Raw genomic sequence first — 18214 nt, forward strand, 5'->3', positions numbered from 1 at the left:
GGGCGGGAGGGATCGGCGATCGCGCCGAACGGCCTTCCCGAACGCGCGGCCGGGACGCGACACCGGGTGAATGGGTGCAGCACGCGTTGCCGTAGGGGTGCCTCACGACCTTCCGATCACGGTCGGTTCCCGCTCCGAGCATGACGGCGCAGCGGGAGTTTCGTGAGGCACTTTCGGTCGCCGGGGACGCAAGCTCTAAACGGCGACGGAACGCACTGGCTTCGCATCTGAAGATTGAAGGAACTGCACGTTCATGCTCGCGCCGGAGCGATGCCGTACGAGGCAGTCGAACCGGCGTCCGTCCGCATCGGCGATGAGGACGAACCGTTCCGGCACCGAGGCATGCAGGCGCACATGCAACCGTGCGCCGCCGTCCGACAGGTCGCGGATCGAGCAGGCGATGCGGCCGCCGTCCGAGACATGAATGTGAGCAGGCAGCAGGATACGCGTTCGGCGATCGGCGCGCCGTTCCTCCATCCCAACGGTCCAATTGTCCAAGCCCGTGCTGATGCTCGACACACCGTCGGCAGCCTGCTGCATGCTGGCCAGGATCTCACCCGTGGCATGCGCCTGCTGATCCATCGAAGCAGCAACGCCATCGACATGCTGACTGATCGTACCGATCGCCGCAGTGATCGAGGCCAGGGTGGCCGCGACCTCGCTCGAGACAGCCTGCATGCCCGTGATTTCGCTGCTGATCCGGTTCGTGGCCGCTGCGGCCTGACCAGCCAGGTTCTTCACTTCGGTCGCGACCACAGCAAAGCCGCGCCCTGCCTCGCCGGCCCGTGCCGCCTCGATCGTCGCGTTCAACGCCAGCAGATTGATCTGTTGCGCAATGTCCGTGATCAGGGTGGCAACGCCGCTCATCGAATGCGCTGCCGAACGCAGCCGCTCGGTTGCGGCATCCGCCTCGCCGGCTCGACCATGGATGTCGTCCACGACGGTCTTGGACTGAATCATGCTGCGAGAGATCGAGAGCGCCGACGCATTCATGGCGTCCGCCGCATCCGTGACCGCCTGAACGTTATCGAGAGTGCGCTCGGCGGCCTCCACCGCGACCGACCGCGCCTCCATGTTGGCGGTGACGTCGGAAGCGTACTTGACGATCTTGATCAATCGGCCGCTCGGGTCGAAGATCGGGTTGTAGCTGGCCTGGATCCAGACGGCACGGTCGCCCTTGCCGAAGCGCTGGAACATGCCCGATGAGAAACTGCCGCCTCTCAGGCGGTCCCAGAACGCGGCGTAGTCCGCCGTCTGTGCGTAGCCTGGCTCCACGAAGATGGCGTGCGGTCGCCCCCTGATCTCCTCGATCCCGTAGCCGAGCGACTTCAGGAAATTCGCATTGGCATCGAGGACCGTCGTGTCGGGAGCGAACTCGATGACGGCCTGTGAGCGATTGACCGCCGCCAGCTGAGCCATGGCATCCGCGACCTGCAGTTTCTGCCCGGTAATGTCGGTGGCGAACTTCACGACCTTGATCGGAACACCATCCCGATCACGGATCGGATTGTAGGTTGCCTGGATCCAGACTTCGCGACCGCCCTTGGCAATCCGCTTGAACTCCCCTGAGCTGAACTCGCCTTTGCCCAGAGCGGACCAGAACTCACGATAGGCCTCACCCTCGCGCTCGGCCGGTTCCACGAACATGCTGTGATGACGACCTTGGACCTCGTCGAGCGCGTAGCCCACGGCTGAAAGGAAGTTGGCGTTGGCATCCAGGATCGTGCCATCGAGTGCGAACGCGATGACGGCCTGTGAGCGCTGCAGAGCTCCGAGCTGTCCGTCATTGTCGATGTTGCGCAAGACCTGCTTCGTCACATCTGTCGCGAACTTGACCACTCGGATCACCCGTCCGGCACGGTCGAGGACGGGATTGTATGTGGCCTGGATCCAGACCTCGCGACCATCCCTCGCGAAACGCTTGAACTCGCGCGTCTGCGGCTCGCCATGACGCAGCGCTTCCCAGAACGCTCGATAAGCCTCACTGCCTTGCTCCGCGGCAGAGACGAATCGAGCGTGGTTCTGCCCCTTCGGGTCGGAAAGGGTATAGCCCATCAGCTCGAGAAAGAGAGTGTTGGCAGTGAGCACGGTGCCGTCAGGAGCAAACTCGATCCGAGCTGTTGACGTGTCGACCGCGGCCATGAGCGCACGCAGATCAGTATCAAAAAACGGCACGTCGCTGTCCCCACGATGCCTCGTTCGCATTCCCTTCTGGTTGGCAGCCTTTCGTTAAACAAAACTGAAACAACTTTTATGCGCGCTACGAATTTTTTAATATCAGCAACAAATACCAGTCAAGCAATAACACTAAAATACAAACAGTGAAGCGAACGACTGCGACTTCGGACATTGAGCATCGCTGATGCTTGCCTTGGCATATCGAAGAGGAAGCGATCTGTATTAAATTGCATTTTTATTTGCGATGACTTCGTGATATTACACCAAATATATTTTATCGAGACCCCGGCATGTATTTAAATGCATTTTCTCCAGCCGTCGCAGGGGCATATCGGTTTGATTGAGTCGACGCATGGACCGGCCGATGTCGATTCAATTTTCCATTTTGTTCCACCCCACTGTCTGCCGGTAAGCCGATCCTCGATCACCGTACCGACTATTCCTCACGGCCATGCAATGTCCGGCTCATACCAATCGGCACGGATCATCACCGATAGGCCCAGTCGCGCAGTCCGAGGGACATAAAGCAGCACTTCCTGATAAAGTTTACGTTACTAGGCGAGATGCGACAAGGCGTCGACTTATCAATGAATCAGAAATCGAGAAAGAAGCTAATGAGTTTGGATTTATCGTTCAAGAATTATCATCAATACCATTGTGGCATCAAATAGCTATTGCGCGTCATGCTCATACGATCATAGGCCCTTATGGAGCAGGACTATCGCATTCAGTATTCGCGAAACCCGGATCGAAGATTGTGGAGCTTCTACCTATTAGGGATGGTACTTATCAGCCACGTCTGAACTTTATTCGTCTCTCTCATATAAAGGGTCATCAGCACGTGGTTTGGTATGAGAATCAAAAGATCGGGTTTGACTCTTGGTCAATCAACTTAGATGAATGGAAGCAGTTTATGAAAAAGCAAAATATACTCCGCTAATGTTCACCGAACAAATGCAACAGCCTTACATTACGACATGCTGTTGCGAAAACACAAGGTGAGATTATGTCTAAGATTGAGATAAACAAAGAAAGACTGAAAATAGTCACGAAAGGTTTTATAACCCATGTAAGCAATGGCGATTGGGCGGAATCCAAACGTTTAGAGAACGATCTCATTTTGGAGTCGCCCGAGGTATGGACCCCACTAGTTTCGGCATTCCGTTCCCTCCGCATGCATGAAGAAATCGCAGCAGAAGCCGATTTAGCCGAAGCATACCGGCCGAGAATGTGGTGGATGCGCAGCCCCTATCCGGGCAACTTTGGAGACATCCTGACTCCCTACGTACTGTGGCATGCCTTCGGCGTGATGCCGCGTTGGGTATTGAGCAAACATGCTGAAGGCCTGTGTATTGGCAGCATTGCAAAGTTTGCTCGACCAAGTATGCGCCTCTGGGGCACTGGAATGCCGCGGAGCACGGATGCGCTTTGTCCTACAGCTGTCTACTCTGCAGTACGCGGTCCGCTTTCACGCGATGCAATCATCGCGGCGGGCGGTTCCTGCCCTGAGATCTACGGCGACCCCGCGATCCTCTTGCCGGAACTGTATCGTCCGGATGTCGCCAAGTCCCATAGCATTGGCATTATCCCCCATGTTTCCCATGAATCGATGTTCAGAGCAGCGATTAATAGCACGGAGTCAAAGAACATAAAGATTATATCGCTGCTATCAGTTTCGTTCGATGATATTGAATGCGTAATTAGAGAAATATCAAGCTGCAAAGAAATAGTTACCACCTCTCTTCATGGACTTATAGTGGCGCATGCCTATGGCATCCCGAGCCAATCGGCGTCAATTGAGGATGAGGTCGGCAACGCACACGACTCATTCAAGATGCAGGATTACAAACTATCTGTTGGGCTTGCCGATCTAGCTTTGCGTATCCCACAAAATTTTACTGATTTGGCATGGCTTGAACGGCGCGAATGCGTGCTGCCCCCATCACAGATTGACTCAAAAGCGCTTCGAGCTGCGTTTCCTTTTCCCTCTCGCTCTATCGTCTAAAATCCTGCCGGCAACCTGGCAGCACACCCAGCGTATGGTCCCGCAGGTGATGGGTTCTGGCCATCGGCGACGCATCTTTCACTCATACCAATCGGCACGGATCATAACCGATAGGCCCAGTTGCGCAGTCCGAGGGAACATGATGCGCCGAGGCTGGGAAACGAGCTTGTTCCAGGCCGCGCAGCATCGATCGGGAATGTCCTCGTGGGAGGCGAAGATCATGTCGCCGAGCCGGTCGTCGCGCATGAACTGCCAGACAGTCTCGACCGGCTTGAGTTCGGGCGCATGAGACCGCAGCGGCGATACGGTGACGGTGTCGGGGACCACGAGGTCGCCGGCGATGTGCCAGCGGCTCAGGCCCGCATCCCGGCTCGCGCGCGCCAACCGTCGTAGAGCCTCGGCATCAAATTCCCCGCGCGGTTCCAAGGCCTTCGACATGGCAGACCTCCGGCTTGCCAAAGCGAATCACGTCGCCCCCGGCCGCGCGAACCCGTCAGTCCTCACCCGCCTTGATCCTTACGTTGCACCGATGACGTCGCGCGACATCTGCAATTCCCTATCGCGTACCTCGACTCACGACGAGGTGGCGCTTGGTGCCCGGTCGGCGATCTTTTTCATGGGCTTGATCGAGATGGACGACCGCGTCTTACGGCAACCACCGCAATCTTTCATTTGACCGTGGGCCTGTAGAAGGTGCCGTCGATCTCGGCGATGTCATTCTGATCGAGGCGGGGAACCTCGAGCACGGTGCGTGGTGGATACGGACCGTCGCCCCAGATGTCCTTCTGCACTGTGTTGACGATCGGCCGCAGCCGGGCGACGTCCGTGACGAACACGGTCAGGCGAACGGCATCGGACTTCGTGGCCCCGGCCACGGCGGCGGCGGCGAGCATGTTGTCGAACATGCGGCGGATGCGGGCCTCCTCGCCCTCGATGAGCTGGCCGGTGGCCCGGTCGACCCCGCGCATCCCGCCGATGAACACGAAATCTCCCGCCCGTGCGCCGATGCTCCAAGTGCCGCTGGGGGTGATCGTCTCTGCGTTCGGAGCGAGAATCTCGACACGGCTCGTCTCGTCGGCGCAAGCCGCGGCGGGGACGAGCACCGCGAGAAGCGCGGCGAGCAGGGAGGGAAAACCGGGTCTCATGGGATCGTCCTCGGAGTCAGGGGAAAGCATGCCGCCGGGTCCAGAAGGGGGCGTCGGCAAAGCGCCGTTCGGCGGTGTAGAGGCTCCGCTGCGCGGAGAGGTGATGCGCGATACCTTCGAGAAAGGCGCCCTCGTAGGCGCGTGCCGGGGCCGGATCGTCGGCGGCGAGGGCCAGCGCGGCGTCCGCGGCCCGGATGCCGCTCCAGAGCGCCGTCGCGAGACCGTTCGCCCCGAGCGGATCGAGGGAGGCGGCGGCATCGCCGCAGCGCAGGATGCGCCCCTCGACCAGGCATGTCGGCACGACCGAGGCGGCCGGCGCGACTTGGGGAGACAGCGAGGCACAGGCGGTGTCGAGGCCGAGGCTGTCCAGGCGGGCGGCGATGGCGAGGGTTTGCCCGGCCGCATCCGCCCAGAGCCTCCCATCCTTCGCCGCCCCTGCGGGCAGGAGATCGGAATCGGTGAACAGGCCGATCATCATGCGCCGGTCCGGCATCGGCGCCATGTACCACCAGCCCGGCTCCACCGCCTCGACCAGGGTCGCGGCGGCAAGCTCGGCATCGTTGGGCACGTCGTGCACCTGGTAGGCGCAGACGAGCCGGTCGAGGCGCCGCCGGTCGGCGGTCGGTCCGCCGGAGAGCGCGGCCCGGCCGCTCGCATCGATCACCGCCGCCGCATCCAGCCATCGCCCGTCGGCCAAGCCGATGCGGACGCCGCGGGGAAGATGCTCCAGGCCGACCACGGCGTCCGCGAGGCGCTCGCCCCCGCTGTCGGCCAGAGACGCCGCCATCCGTGCTTCGAGCAGGGAGCGGTCGATATGGGCGCCGTTCTCGTGCCCGGCCGCCCTGCGCAAGGCGCTGTCGCCCCAGATCGAGAAGCGCCCTTGGCTGGCCATGGCGGTGTCGCCGTCGATCAGGGCGGACCAGCCGAGCCCGTCCAGAAACGACGCTGCCGTGGCGGAGAGCGTTTCCCCCCGGGTGGGCACGACGCGATCCGGTGCGACGAGGACGGGAGAATGTCCGGCGAGGGTCAGGCGCCGGGCGGCGGACAGGCCGGCGACTCCCGCCCCGACGACCACGATACGGTCCACGCGCGTCGCGCTCAGCGGCGGGGGAACGGTGCTGCGATGTCCATGGAGCCGCGCTGGGTCTCCACGTAGATCGTCTCCGGCACGCCGGTCAGGCCCTTGGGGCCGGGGCGGCGGACGAGGACACCCATGCGGGTCCACAGCTCGATCATGCGGCGCAGGCCATCGGTGTAGCCGGCCTCCACGTGAAGGCCGATACCGGCCGCGCCCCGCGCCCACGGCACCCGCGCATGGTAGAAGCGCAGGCGCTCCTCGTCGCTGAGATCGGTGCGCATGACCTGCTCGTAGAATGGCTCCGGCAGGACATCCACCGGCAGCAGCGCGGGCCACCAGACCGGGGTGGGGAAGCCCGAGGCCGTCAGGACCGCCTGACAGCTGAAGGCGTCGCCCTGCCAGGGCACGCCCATCCAGCGGGTCAGGTCGCCCGGAGCCTGCGGGCCGATGGGAGCCCCGTCGCGCGGCTTGGCGGGGTTGCCCGCGAACACGTTCGTGGCATTGAGCTGCAGGCCGAGATCCTGGATCAGGCCCGGTCGATCCGACATCTTGATGCGGAAGGGCAGCTTCGTCTCGTCACGGCCGCGATAGAGGGCGGCATGACGGATCGGCCACGTGATCTCGACACCGGGGTGGAAGGCTCCCCCCGAGCAGGCATCGAGCGCGGCACGGGTGAGGGCCTCCGGCCGGAGGGCGAGGGGCAGGTCGTCGAGGCGCGTGACGGAATCGGCCGCCGCGTCGTCGTAATCGTCGGCGAACTTCCCGTCCGCCCAGAGTTCGAGCTGACGGTACTGGGTCGGCGTGAGGGTGAGCCAGGTGCGCTGGCTCTCGGGATAATTCACCCCGTCGCCGAGCATGATCGGCATGGCGGCGGCTCGCTGGTCCTCTCCGCCCGGACGGCGGAAGGCCTGGAGAACGTTCTGCCGCGTCGCGCGGCTTTCTTCATGCGGGCGCGCCAGCGTGGCGATGAGCGCCGGACTGGAGAGGTCGCCGATCTGGTTCCAGGCCGCGCCGAGGAACGAGGAGGTGGCCACCCATTGCATGGTGCCGGCCCGGCGCAGGATCGGCAGCACGTCGCGCCGGAACGAGACGGTGTCGGAGGGGGCCTTCAGATGGCCGAGCTCGACCATCGCCTCGCGGGCGGCGTCGTAGAGGGTGACGATGGGTTCGAGTTGGGGCGCGAATTTCGGACCGCAACAGACGATCCAGGCCGGGTCGCACGGCACGGAGGCTCCGTCGATCTCGACCCTGGCCTGCACCCAGCCGTCGCACCAATCGTCGTGCCAGCCGTCGTTGTTGGTGAAGTCGCGCACCGGGTTCTGCGGCAGGGCCGTGCGCGAGATGCCGTTTGCGGCAAAGACCAGCAGGCGGCCGTTCTCGTCGGTGCGCAGGTGGCCGAGATCGACATCGAGGGTGTTCCAGAACCGGCCCTGCATGCGGCAGGCCGGATCCTTGCCCGCCGCATTGGCGGAGACGCCGCCGATCTGGATGACGCCTGGGTCGATCACCAGGAGATCGTCGCGCCGGTCGGCCTGGACCAGGGGATTGCGCTGGGTGCCGGGGATGCCGGGCGCCGCCGGCCCCTGGTCGAGCGCGTTGATGAAGCCGTACCAGGCCGCCTTGGTGTTGGCCACGTGGACGCTCCAGCGGACGCCCTTCGACGCGTCGAGTTCGCGCACCACGCGGCCCTCCTCGTCGTAGCCGTAGAGGCGGAACCGCTGAACCTGCTTCTTGATGCGCCCTTCGGAATCCTTGAAGCCGCCCGCCGGCTCGTCGAGGAGGCCCGGCACCTCGGGCGCGGGAAACCATGCGTCGGAATTGCCGACCCGGGAAAAGCCGATCGCCGGGTGTATGGCGACCCGCGCGATCCGGGCGCCCGCGGGCGCAGCCGCCGGCGCCTGGAGCGGTGAGACGGCGGCCTTCGCGAAAGACGAGGAGGCCAAGCCAAGGGCGGATGCCCCAATGAGGAAATCCCGACGCTTCATGGCGCGCTCTAGCTCATCCTAACTGCGAACTGGTCTCGGCCAGACTGTGTGCCGGCCGGACCTAGCCTGAACGCTGTTAAGATAGAGTTCCCTTTAGCTTGTCTTCGTGCTCGGGGGGCGCGGGCGTGCGGAGCCCTTCTTGTGCTATCTAAGTATAAAGCCGCATCGCTGTTTCCCGAACATGCACCGATGCGCCAACCGTCGAAGCCCGCGCTCGTCCCTCTCCAGATCCATGTGCTCGGGATCGCGGTGCCAAGTCGACAGTGCCAGGTCGGCCGCGTCCCGGTATTCCCGGAAAGACGCCCTTATCCGAGGGCTTCTTCCACCGCCCTGCCGCAGGCTTCGGTATCGGCGTTGCCGCCGAGATCGCGCGTGCGCAGGGTCCGCTCGGAGAGGACGCGCTCGATCCCGGTGACGATCTCCCGGGCGGCCTCGTGCTCACCGAGATGCTCCAGCATCATCGAGCCGGACCAGATCTGGCCGATGGGATTGGCGATGCCCTGGCCGGCGATGTCGGGGGCCGAGCCGTGCACCGGCTCGAACACCGAGGGGAAGAGCCGCTCCGGGTTGATGTTGCCGGAGGGTGCGATGCCGATCGTGCCCGTGCAGGCGGGGCCGAGATCGGAGAGGATGTCACCGAACAGGTTCGAGGCGACGACCACGTCGAACCGGTCCGGGTTCAGCACGAAATGGGCGGTCAGGATGTCGATATGGTACTGGTCCCAGGCCACGTCCGGGTAGGCCTTGGCCATCTCCTTCACCCGCTCGTCCCAATAGGGCATCGTGATCGAGATGCCGTTGGACTTGGTGGCCGAGGTCAGGTGCTTCTTCGGCCGGCTCTGGGCCAGTTCGAAGGCGAATTTCAGGATGCGGTCGACGCCGTGGCGCGTCATGATCGTCTCCTGCAGGGCGAATTCGCGGTCGGTGCCGGCGAACATGCGCCCACCCGCATTCGAGTATTCGCCCTCCGTGTTCTCGCGGACCACCCAGAAATCGATGTCGCCGGGCTTGCGGTCGGCGAGCGGGCTCTTCACCCCCGGCATCAGGCGCACCGGGCGCAGGTTGGCGTATTGGTCGAATTCCCGCCGGAACAGGATCAGCGAGCCCCAGAGCGAGACGTGATCGGGCACCCGGTCCGGCATGCCGACCGCGCCGAAGAAGATCGCGTCGTGGCCCCCGATCTGCGCCTTCCAGTCTTCCGGCATCATCCGGTTGTGCCGCTCGTAATAATCGCAGCTGGCGAAGTCGAACCAGTCGAACTCGAGGCTGAAGCCGTGGCGCTTGGCGGCCTTTTCGAGGACGCGCACGCCCTCCGGCACGACCTCCTTGCCGATCCCGTCGCCCGGAATGACGGCGATGCGATAGCTGCGTGATGTCATGGGATCGGCTCTCCGCGGATGGGACGGCTGGATTCGGGAGTTCAGGCGGCGCTCGGCGGCCAGGGCGTCTCGGCGACGGGGGTCACCGGCCCCCGACCCTCGAACCAGGAAACGAGGTTGTCCACGAGGAGGTTTCCCATGGCACGGCGGGTGTGGTGGGTGGCCGAGCCCACATGCGGCAGCAGGACGACGTTGTCCAAGGCGATGAGGGCGTCGGGAACCCGGGGTTCGTCGGCGAACACGTCGAGGCCGGCCGAGTGGATCGCGCCCCGCTGCAGGGCCGCGATCAGGGCGTCCTCGTCGACGAGGCTGCCGCGGGCCACGTTGATGAGGATGCCCTCCGGACCGAGGGCGCCCAGCACCTCCGCGGTGACGAGGGGCCCGGCTCCGCCACCCGGAGCCACGACCACGAGGACGTCGCAGGCCCGCGCCAGCTCGACCGCGCTCGGGTGGTAGTCGTAGGCCACCGCGGGTTGCCGGCGGCGGCCGTGATAGGCGATGGCGCAGCCGAACCCGTCGAGGCGCGTGGCGATGGCGTGCCCGATCCGCCCGAGGCCGAGGATGCCGATGCGGCGCCCGCGCAGGGAGGGCGAGAGGGGAAACGGGGCTTTCGGCCAGGCGCCCGCGCGGAGATAGCGGTCGGCCTGGGGGAGGCGGCGGACGGTGGCGAGGAGCAGGCCGAGGGCGAGGTCGGCGACCTCCTCGGTGAGCACGTCCGGGGTGTTGGTGACGACGGCGCCCCGGCCCTTGGCGTCCGCGACGTCGATCGTGTCGTAGCCGACACCGAAATTGGCGACGATCTCCAGGGCGGGAAGGCGCGCGAACAGGTCGGCTCCCGCCGGCGCCTGTCCTCCCACCACCACGCCGCGGATGGCCGGGCCGACCTCCGCCAGGAACGCGTCCCGGTCCATGGCCCGATCCAGGCGGTGGAGGACGAAGCGCTCGTCGAGGGCTCGGATCGTATCGGGAAGGATCGCCTTCAGCAGCAGGATCTCCGCCTTCGCATGCGCTGTCATGGGGCCTCTTCGCAGTTGCGTGTTCCGTGGAGGTGGCGCTCCCGCTCCGGGGCGAAGCCACCTCGTGCTTTCCGCCAACGGAGGGTGGACCGCAACCCGGAGCCGGCCCGCTCGGCAAGACCGCGTTGCGCCAATCCCATACAGGCCGCGAGGACTGTCTCGTTCCTCTGGCCGCGCGGAAGGCCGGACCTGACCTTGACCACCGTGGCGCTGACGAAGTCTTCGGTCAGAGCGGATAGAACGGCTCGCTCGTCATCGCTGAGCGGACGCATCGTACGGATTTCCTCGTCACGTCGATTCCGGTTTGCCGTCCCCGGGGCCGGCCCGTCTCGGCTGACCGGCTCGCAGGAACGGCTGTCGCCCGAGGCCAGGCGGCAGGGGGAGGGGCCGTGCCGGGCTCGATGAACCCCGCACGGCGATCGATCGGCGCTTACTCCGCGAGCTCGCGCATGACCTTGATGAGGTCCGACTTGCCCTCGAAGCCGATGCCCGGCAGTTCGGGCATGACGATGTGGCCGTCCTCGACCTTCACCCCGTCCGGGAAGCCGCCATAGGGCTGGAACAGGTCCGGGTAGCTCTCGTTGCCGCCCAGCCCCAGGCCGGCCGCGATGTTGAGCGACATCTGGTGACCGCCATGCGGGATGCAGCGCTTGGGCGACCAGCCGAACTGCTCCAGCACGTCGAGGGTGCGGAGGTACTCGACGAGGCCGTAGGACAGGGCGCAGTCGAACTGCAGGTAATCGCGGTCGGGCCGCATGCCGCCGTAGCGCAGGAGGTTGCGGGCATCCTGGTGCGAGAACAGGTTCTCGCCGGTCGCCATCGGGCCGGGATAGAACTCGGAGATCGCGGCCTGCAGGGCGTAGTCGAGGGGATCGCCGATCTCCTCGTACCAGAACAGCGGGTACTGGCGCAGCATCTTGGCGTAGGCGATGCCCTGTTCGAGGTTGAAGCGGCCGTTCACGTCGACGGCGAGCTGCGCCTGGGAGCCGATCTCCTTCAGCACGGCCTCGATGCGGCGCTGGTCCTCCTCGATCGGCACGCCGCCGATCTTCATCTTCACGACGTTGTAGCCCCGGTCGAGGTAGCCGCGCATCTCGGCGCGCAGCTGGGTGTCGTCCTTGCCGGGATAGTAATAGCCGCCGGCCGCGTAGACGAAGACGCGCGGATTGGCCTCGACGCCCTTCTGCTCGGCGAGCATCCGGAACAGCGGCTTGCCGGCGATCTTGGCGGTGGCGTCCCAGATCGCCATGTCGAGGGTGCCCACCGCCACCGAGCGCTCGCCGTGGCCGCCGGGCTTCTCGTTGGTCATCATCGCCGCCCAGAGCTTGTGCGGGTCGAGGTTGTCGCCGGCCTCGTTGAGGACGCTCTTGGGGTCGGCCTCGAGGATGCGGTTCTTGAAGCGCTCGCGGATCAGGCCGCCCTGGCCGTAGCGGCCGTTGGAATTGAAGCCGTAGCCCACCACCCGGCGGCCGTCGCGCTCCACGTCCGTGACCACGGCCACGAGGCTGGCGGTCATCTTCGAGAAGTCGATATAGGCGTTGCGGATGGGCGAGAAGATCGGCTTGGTGACCTCGCAGACGTCGACGATACGCATGGTGGCTCTCCTTGAGATGCGAAGAATTTCGCGTGAGGGGAACGGGATGGAAGGGGGTCGGTCGGAAGGTCTAGTGGGCGGCCGCCACGGGGCGGGGCAGGGCATGCCCGGCTTCCGTGTCGGGAACGACGTTCTCGGAGGCGACGGCGGCCCGGTCGCGGTAGGCTTCTTCCGCCTTGTTCAGGTCGAAGGCGCCTTCCCACTTGGCGACCGCGATGGTGGCGACCGCGTTGCCGATCAGGTTCGTGACCGCCCGTGCCTCGTTCATGAAGCGATCGACGCCCAGCAGAAGGACGAGGCCGGCGACCGGGACGGTGTGGATGCTCGACAGGGTGGCGGCGAGGGTGACGAACCCGGCCCCGGCGACACCCGCCGACCCTTTCGAGGTCAGGAGCAGCACGCCCAGGACGACGAGCTGGTCGCCGATGCCCAGCGGCGTGTTGGTGGCCTGGGCGACGAAGATCGCCGCCATGGTCAGGTAGATGCAGGTGCCGTCGGCGTTGAAGGTGTAGCCCGTGGGCAGCACGAGGCCGACCACCGACTTCTCGCAGCCCACCCGCTCCAGCTTGGCCATCATCCGGGGCATCACCGCCTCGGTGGAGCAGGTGCCGAAGGTGATGAGGATCTCGTCCTTGAAGAAGCCGAGGACCTTGACCAGGGAGAACCCGGTCCAGGCGCAGACGGAGCCGAGCACGACCACGACGAACAGGATCGACGTGACGTAGACACCGAGCATGAGGTAGGCGAGGGACCAGACGGTGCCGAAGCCGTACTTGCCGATGGTGAAGGCGACACCGGCACCCGCACCGATGGGGGCCAGGCGCATCACCATGGCGACGATGCGGAACAGCGCGTCCAGCAGGCTGTCGATGACGACGACCACCGGCTTGCCGCGTTCGCCCGCCTGAACCAGGGCGACGCCGAAGAGCAGCGAGATCAGGATGATCTGCAGCATCGCGCCCTTGGCGAAGGCATCCACCATCGTCGAGGGGATGATGTCCATGAAGAAGCCGACGATGCCGGGCTGCGCTTCCGCCCGCTTGGCGTAGGAGGCGATGGCGCTGCCGTCGATCTGCGTGGCGTCGATGTTCATGCCGACGCCCGGCTGCATCACGTTGACCACGACGAGGCCGATGACGAGGGCCAGCGTGGAGACGACCTCGAAGTAGATCAGCGCGCGCACACCGATGCGGCCGACCTCCTTCAAGTTGCCCATCTTGGCGATGCCGACCACGATGGTGCCGAAGATGACCGGCGCGAGCAGCATCTTGATCAGCTTGATGAAGCCGTCCGCCAGGGGCTGCAGCGTGACGGCGACGTCGGGCAGGAAATACCCGACGAGCCCGCCGATGACGATTGCTATGAAGACTTGAACATAGAGTCGGCTTAGCCATGACTTCATGATCTGTTTCCTCCTGATCTGCCACTTAGCGGGCAGCTTGATTAGTGATCCCTCTTGCGGGGCTTGATGCCGTCCTTACGCCTGGACACCGTCGCTCGGCCAATGCCATGTTCGGTGCGCGCTATGCGCGGTCGGCATCGGGCTGGACGGGCTGACGGACACTGGCTGATCGATGGATCTGGACTGGCTGAAGGACTTCCTCGCCCTGGCGGAGCAGAAGACGTTCTCGCGCGCGGCCGAGGCGCGGAGCGTGACGCAGCCGGCCTTCAGCCGGCGCATCCGTGCCCTCGAGGATTGGGTCGGCACGCCCCTGTTCGCCCGTGGTCCGCAGGGGGCGGTGCTCACGCCGGCCGGGCTCGCCTTCCAGCCGGCGGCCCAGGACATGATGCGCAGCCTGGAGCGGGCACGACGCGACGCGCGGGAGGTGGGCGCCCGGGACACGGCGACGCTCTCCATCGCGGCGACCCACGCCCTGTCGTTCACGTTCTTTCCGAACTGGATCCGCGGCCTGATGCACCATCAGACGCTGGGCACCCTCAACCTGATCTCCGACAGCATGGAGGCCTGCGAAGCCATCATGCTCGCCGGCGAGGTCCACTTCCTCCTGTGCCACCATCACCCGGATGCACGGACGCGGTTCGAAGCGGAGCGGTTTCCGAGCCTGTCCCTGGGCGACGACCTGCTGGTTCCCCTCTGCGCCCCCACCTCGGACGGCGGGCCGACATGGTCGCTGCCGGGAACGCCGGAGGCGCCTCTGCCCTATCTCAGATACAGCCAGGCCTCGGGGCTCGGGCGCATCATCGCGGCCTTCCCGGATCGCGAGCCGGCCCATTCGGCGACGGCGCTCACCTCTCACCTCGCGGCGGCGCTCATGACGATGGCGCGGAACGGACACGGCATCGCCTGGCTGCCGCAGACGCTGGCGGCCGAAGATCAGGCGCGCGGCAGGCTCGTGCGCGCCGGTCCGGACCGGTTCGACATCCCCATCGACATCAGGCTGTTCCGCTCCCTCGACTGCCGCAACGATGCGGCCGACCGGCTCTGGGACGACCTCACCGAAGCCCGTGCGTGACCGGCGCCGGTCTCCGTCCGCGGAAGGGTGCCGCGTGAGCGCGAGCCTCTGGAAGCGGGACCGCCGATTTCGCCGGTACCGCGGGTTCCCCGTCCGTCCAGGCCGTAGCCACAGGGGGGAGGGGGACGCCGCCCGGTATCAGGCGGTCCGTTCGTCGGCCGGATGGGTGCGCAGGCGCATCGGGTCGTAGAACGGCGTCCGCACCACGTTGGCGACCAGCGGGCCGGTCTCGGTCCGGACCTCGACCTCCGTGCCGAGGGCGGCGAGCTCCGGCGGCAGGTGGGCGAGGCCCAGCGACTTCATCAGGTGCCGGCTGTAGGTGGTGCTGTTGACGGTGCCGACCTCGAGTCCGTCCTTGAAGATCTTGGCGCCGGGCGTCACCGCCTCATGGTGCAGGATCTCGAGGCCGACCTGGCTGAAACGCTCGGTGCCCCTCCGCGCCAGCAGGGCGGCCTTGCCGCGGAAATCCGGCTTGTCGAGGTCGACGGTCCAGGCCAGGCCCATTTCCCACGGCGTGGTGTCGGGTTTGGGCATGTCGAAGGGGAAGAACAGCAGGCCGCCCTCCACGCGCACGATGTCGAGGCAGTCCCAGGAGGCCGCCACGATGCCGAAGGGCTCGCCGGCCTGCATGATCGCGTCCCAGATGGCGACGGCGTCCTTGGCGGCGCAGAACACCTCGTAGCCGCGCTCGGCCGAGTAGCCGCCCCGCGCCAGGGATACGTCGCGGCCGAACAGCGTCGTGCGCACATGCTCGAAATACTTCAGCGTCGGCAGGTCGAAGGGCGTGTGCGGCGCGAGGATAGCGAGCGCCAGCGGTCCCTGCAGCGACAGGATGTGGACGTCGTCGTCGCGGGCCGCCTCCACGGCGCGGCCTTCGGTGAATTCAGGAAGAACGTCTTCGAGGCTGCCGCCGCCATGCGAGACGCGGAAGGCCTGCGGCCCGTCGCGGTAGACCAGCACGTCGTCGATCAGGGAGCCGTTCTCGTCGACGATGTTGCTGATGGCCGATCGGCCCTGCGCGATCTTGCCGACGTCGCTGGTGAGCATCGCGTTCAGCATCGCCTCCGCGTCCGGACCGGAGACGTTGACGATGCGAAGGCCGGAGACGTCGAACAGGCCCGCCCGCGAGCGGACGATGGTGGTCTCCTCGTAGCGGTCGGTGCTGTAGGATTGGGGGATGGGCATCCCGTTCCACTCGGCGTCGAGTGTCGAGCCCAGGGCCAGGTGGCGTTCGTTGAGGGCCGACTGGCGGGGAAGGTCTGTGTAGCTCATGGCGGCTGTCCCTTAGAGCGCTCTCCGCCGAAGCGGATGCCGGTTCGGCGAAAAAGAGCGCGGCAAAACAAAGGCCTAGAGATGTGCCCCGACCCAACGTGGTCGGGCGCAGCTCTAGCGTTCCGTTTTTTGATTGGGCGGACCCTGTCTCGTCCCACGCGCGGGCTGCCGGAGCCCAGGGGCCCGGCAGCCCGGTTCGATCACAGCTGGAAGAACCAGTTCGAGAGGAGGAGCACCACGACGCCGGCGGCCAGCGTCAGGTAGGGCAGGATTCCCGCCCGGCGGCGGCTCACCGCACCGTCGGGGCCGACATGCAGGTCCTCGTACATCTCGGCCGGGAACTTGCCGCCGTCCTGGACATAGTGGCGGTAGCAGAAGACCGGGATGATCAGGGCGGCGGTGATCAGGCCGGCCCAGAGGGCGATCGGGTTCCAGACCTTCGCGCCCGCGCCCATGAAGATCACGTTCACGAAGGCGAAGACGCCGCCGAGCACCAGGACGAAGGTCGGTGCGCGGTAGGGGCGCGGGATATGCGCCGAGTCGATGCGGTGGATCCAGGCCGAGTTGAGGTTGAGGAAGTTGAAGATGATGTAGCCGCAATTCGACACGGCCAGGATGAAGAAGAAGCTCGTCGCATCGGCACAGGCGATCGCCAGGATCGCGAGATTGAAGACGAGATCGGTCCACATCGCCCGTGTCGGTGCGCCATGCTCGTTCACATGGCTGAGGTAGCGCGGCAGCCAGCCGTCGGCCGAGCCCTGGTAGAGGGTGCGCGAGGACCCCGCCATCGCCGTCATGATGCAGAGCACGAGGGCCAGGATCATCAGCATGACGAGGAAATTCTCGACGATGGGACCGCCGCCGACCATGTGCGCCAGTGCGGCCGCCACACCCGACCCGTCGACGATGGAGGCCTCCAGCATTCCCTCGACGCCGAGCATGCTCTGGAAGGTGAAGGGCACGAGGGTGAACAGCAGGAGGCAGAGCAGGCCCGAATAGAAGATCGCCTTGAACGTATCCTTGGCGGGATCACGGAACTCGCTGGTGTAGCAGATCGCCGTCTCGAACCCGTAGGTCGACCAGGCCGCGATGAACATGCTGCCGAGGACCAGCGTCCAGCCCGTGATGTTCCAGGCACCCGGCGCGGGAGCGGCCGGCGCCGCGAGGGGGACGAGGGGAGAGAAGTTCTCCCAGTTCACGCCGTGGATCAGCAGCGGAACCACGCCGACGATGAACATCGGGATGATGACGAGGAGACCGATATACTTCTGGACGTTCGCCGTTCCGAGAATACCGCGGTGCTGCACGGCGAAGACCGCGAGCATGAGGGCGGCGCCGATGAAGAAGGCCAGGTTGAGGGAGAGCGAGACCGGGCCGAGGGTGGTGGTGAACAGGGTCCAGGTGCGGATGCCGGGCGCCACGGCCGCGATGGCCGCCGTCACCTTGTCGGCATCGGCCATCTGCAGGGCGGCACCGTTGGTGGCGAGCCATTGCACCACGGCCGGCGACGTGGCCGTGGGCTGCGGCGCCACCGCGTTGATGATGTAGGAGGCCGCGATGGAACAGCCCAGCGACAGGACCGGCGACCAGGCGAACCAGTTGCACCAGACCGAGAGGGGCGCCACCAGCTTGGTGTAGCGGACCCAGGCCGCGGCCCCGTAGACCGACGCGCCCCCCGACTTGTTCGGGAACAGGCCGGCGATCTCCGCATAGGTGAAGGACTGGATGAAGCCCATGATCATGGAGAGCGTCCAGATCAGGAAGGCGAGCTTGCCCGTATTGCCGGCAATGCCGCCCACCGAGAACAGGACGAGGGCGGGCACACCGCTCGCGACCCAGAACGCGCCCGTCCAGTTGATGCTGCGATGCAGCTTCCCGTCTTCGGCCGTCCCGGTGGCGGGGGACGTGAAGCCCGCCACGGGCTTTGCCGAGGATGCCAGTCCGGTGCTCATGATTCAGCTCTCCATTGGTCGTATCGAGGGTTCGGTCCGGATCGACCCGTGCCCTCGCCGAAGGTGTGATCCCGGGGCGATGCGTGTCCGCACGGTCTCGGCGGGGTCGAGGCGCATCCGGAGTGTCGTCTGGCTC

The 18214-nt window shown here is 65.5% G+C and carries 12 protein-coding genes and 1 pseudogene; 2 read left to right on the plus strand and 11 right to left on the minus strand.

Going from position 1 to position 18214, the window contains the following annotated elements; genetic code table 11:
* Nucleotides 1-195 precede the first annotated feature (195 nt).
* Nucleotides 196-2175 carry a PAS domain-containing protein gene (locus FV220_RS08815; RefSeq protein WP_348642078.1) on the minus strand — a complete coding sequence of 660 codons (1980 nt, stop codon included), beginning with the start codon at nt 2173-2175 and terminating at the stop codon, nt 196-198.
* A gap of 1009 nt (nt 2176-3184) precedes the next feature.
* Between FV220_RS08815 and FV220_RS08825 the strand changes: the two genes are divergently transcribed.
* Nucleotides 3185-4183: a polysaccharide pyruvyl transferase family protein gene (locus FV220_RS08825; protein WP_147830794.1), complete on the plus strand. Its 999-nt coding sequence runs from the start codon at nt 3185-3187 to the stop codon at nt 4181-4183.
* A gap of 101 nt (nt 4184-4284) precedes the next feature.
* Here the strand turns inward: FV220_RS08825 and FV220_RS08830 are convergent.
* From FV220_RS08830 to dctA, 8 genes and pseudogenes are all read right to left on the minus strand, one after another.
* Nucleotides 4285-4531 (minus strand): annotated as a pseudogene (locus FV220_RS08830) (IS630 family transposase); the annotation flags it as partial.
* A gap of 320 nt (nt 4532-4851) precedes the next feature.
* On the minus strand, nt 4852-5328 hold the full coding sequence (locus FV220_RS08835; RefSeq protein WP_056142264.1) for a RidA family protein: 477 nt from the start codon (nt 5326-5328) through the stop codon (nt 4852-4854).
* 16 nt (nt 5329-5344) lie between these two features.
* Nucleotides 5345-6415: a lycopene cyclase family protein gene (locus FV220_RS08840; protein WP_147830798.1), complete on the minus strand. Its 1071-nt coding sequence runs from the start codon at nt 6413-6415 to the stop codon at nt 5345-5347.
* Between the two features lie 11 nt (nt 6416-6426).
* Nucleotides 6427-8391: a CTQ-dependent glycine oxidase GoxA gene (gene goxA, locus FV220_RS08845; protein WP_147830800.1), complete on the minus strand. Its 1965-nt coding sequence runs from the start codon at nt 8389-8391 to the stop codon at nt 6427-6429.
* A gap of 305 nt (nt 8392-8696) precedes the next feature.
* The gene (locus tag FV220_RS08850) at nt 8697-9770 is read right to left on the minus strand and encodes a tartrate dehydrogenase (protein WP_056142257.1); all 1074 of its coding nucleotides are present in this window, start codon (nt 9768-9770) and stop codon (nt 8697-8699) included.
* 41 nt (nt 9771-9811) lie between these two features.
* Complete coding sequence (locus tag FV220_RS08855; protein WP_147830802.1) at nt 9812-10786, minus strand: 2-hydroxyacid dehydrogenase; 975 nt, start codon at nt 10784-10786, stop codon at nt 9812-9814.
* Between the two features lie 430 nt (nt 10787-11216).
* On the minus strand, nt 11217-12380 hold the full coding sequence (locus FV220_RS08860; protein WP_147830804.1) for a mandelate racemase/muconate lactonizing enzyme family protein: 1164 nt from the start codon (nt 12378-12380) through the stop codon (nt 11217-11219).
* A 70-nt stretch (nt 12381-12450) separates the two neighbouring features.
* Entirely contained in the window at nt 12451-13782 is a 1332-nt protein-coding gene (dctA, locus tag FV220_RS08865; RefSeq protein ID WP_056142250.1) for a C4-dicarboxylate transporter DctA, read from the minus strand.
* Between the two features lie 172 nt (nt 13783-13954).
* On the opposite strand from dctA, the gene FV220_RS08870 reads away from it, so the two are divergent.
* A complete protein-coding gene (locus tag FV220_RS08870; protein ID WP_018043973.1) occupies nt 13955-14854 on the plus strand; it encodes a LysR family transcriptional regulator in 900 nt (299 codons plus the stop codon).
* A gap of 138 nt (nt 14855-14992) precedes the next feature.
* Here the strand turns inward: FV220_RS08870 and FV220_RS08875 are convergent, their stop codons facing one another.
* Nucleotides 14993-16126, minus strand: a complete 1134-nt coding sequence (locus FV220_RS08875) for an aminomethyltransferase family protein (protein ID WP_147830805.1) — start codon at nt 16124-16126, stop codon at nt 14993-14995.
* Between the two features lie 200 nt (nt 16127-16326).
* Nucleotides 16327-18078: an APC family permease gene (locus FV220_RS08880; protein ID WP_082473073.1), complete on the minus strand. Its 1752-nt coding sequence runs from the start codon at nt 18076-18078 to the stop codon at nt 16327-16329.
* Nucleotides 18079-18214: the final 136 nt, after the last annotated feature.

The sequence above is a fragment of the Methylobacterium sp. WL19 genome, from assembly GCF_008040005.1.
In the GTDB taxonomy this organism is placed as follows: domain Bacteria; phylum Pseudomonadota; class Alphaproteobacteria; order Rhizobiales; family Beijerinckiaceae; genus Methylobacterium; species Methylobacterium bullatum.

Coding starts and splice junctions, on each gene's coding strand:
- FV220_RS08825 (WP_147830794.1), top strand. CDS start 3,185: ATGTCTAAGATTGAGATAAACAAAGAAAGACTGAAAATAGTCACGAAA.
- FV220_RS08835 (WP_056142264.1), bottom strand. CDS start 5,328: ATGAGACCCGGTTTTCCCTCCCTGCTCGCCGCGCTTCTCGCGGTGCTC.
- goxA (WP_147830800.1), bottom strand. CDS start 8,391: ATGAAGCGTCGGGATTTCCTCATTGGGGCATCCGCCCTTGGCTTGGCC.
- FV220_RS08850 (WP_056142257.1), bottom strand. CDS start 9,770: ATGACATCACGCAGCTATCGCATCGCCGTCATTCCGGGCGACGGGATC.
- FV220_RS08855 (WP_147830802.1), bottom strand. CDS start 10,786: ATGACAGCGCATGCGAAGGCGGAGATCCTGCTGCTGAAGGCGATCCTT.
- FV220_RS08860 (WP_147830804.1), bottom strand. CDS start 12,380: ATGCGTATCGTCGACGTCTGCGAGGTCACCAAGCCGATCTTCTCGCCC.
- dctA (WP_056142250.1), bottom strand. CDS start 13,782: ATGAAGTCATGGCTAAGCCGACTCTATGTTCAAGTCTTCATAGCAATC.
- FV220_RS08870 (WP_018043973.1), top strand. CDS start 13,955: ATGGATCTGGACTGGCTGAAGGACTTCCTCGCCCTGGCGGAGCAGAAG.
- FV220_RS08875 (WP_147830805.1), bottom strand. CDS start 16,126: ATGAGCTACACAGACCTTCCCCGCCAGTCGGCCCTCAACGAACGCCAC.
- FV220_RS08880 (WP_082473073.1), bottom strand. CDS start 18,078: ATGAGCACCGGACTGGCATCCTCGGCAAAGCCCGTGGCGGGCTTCACG.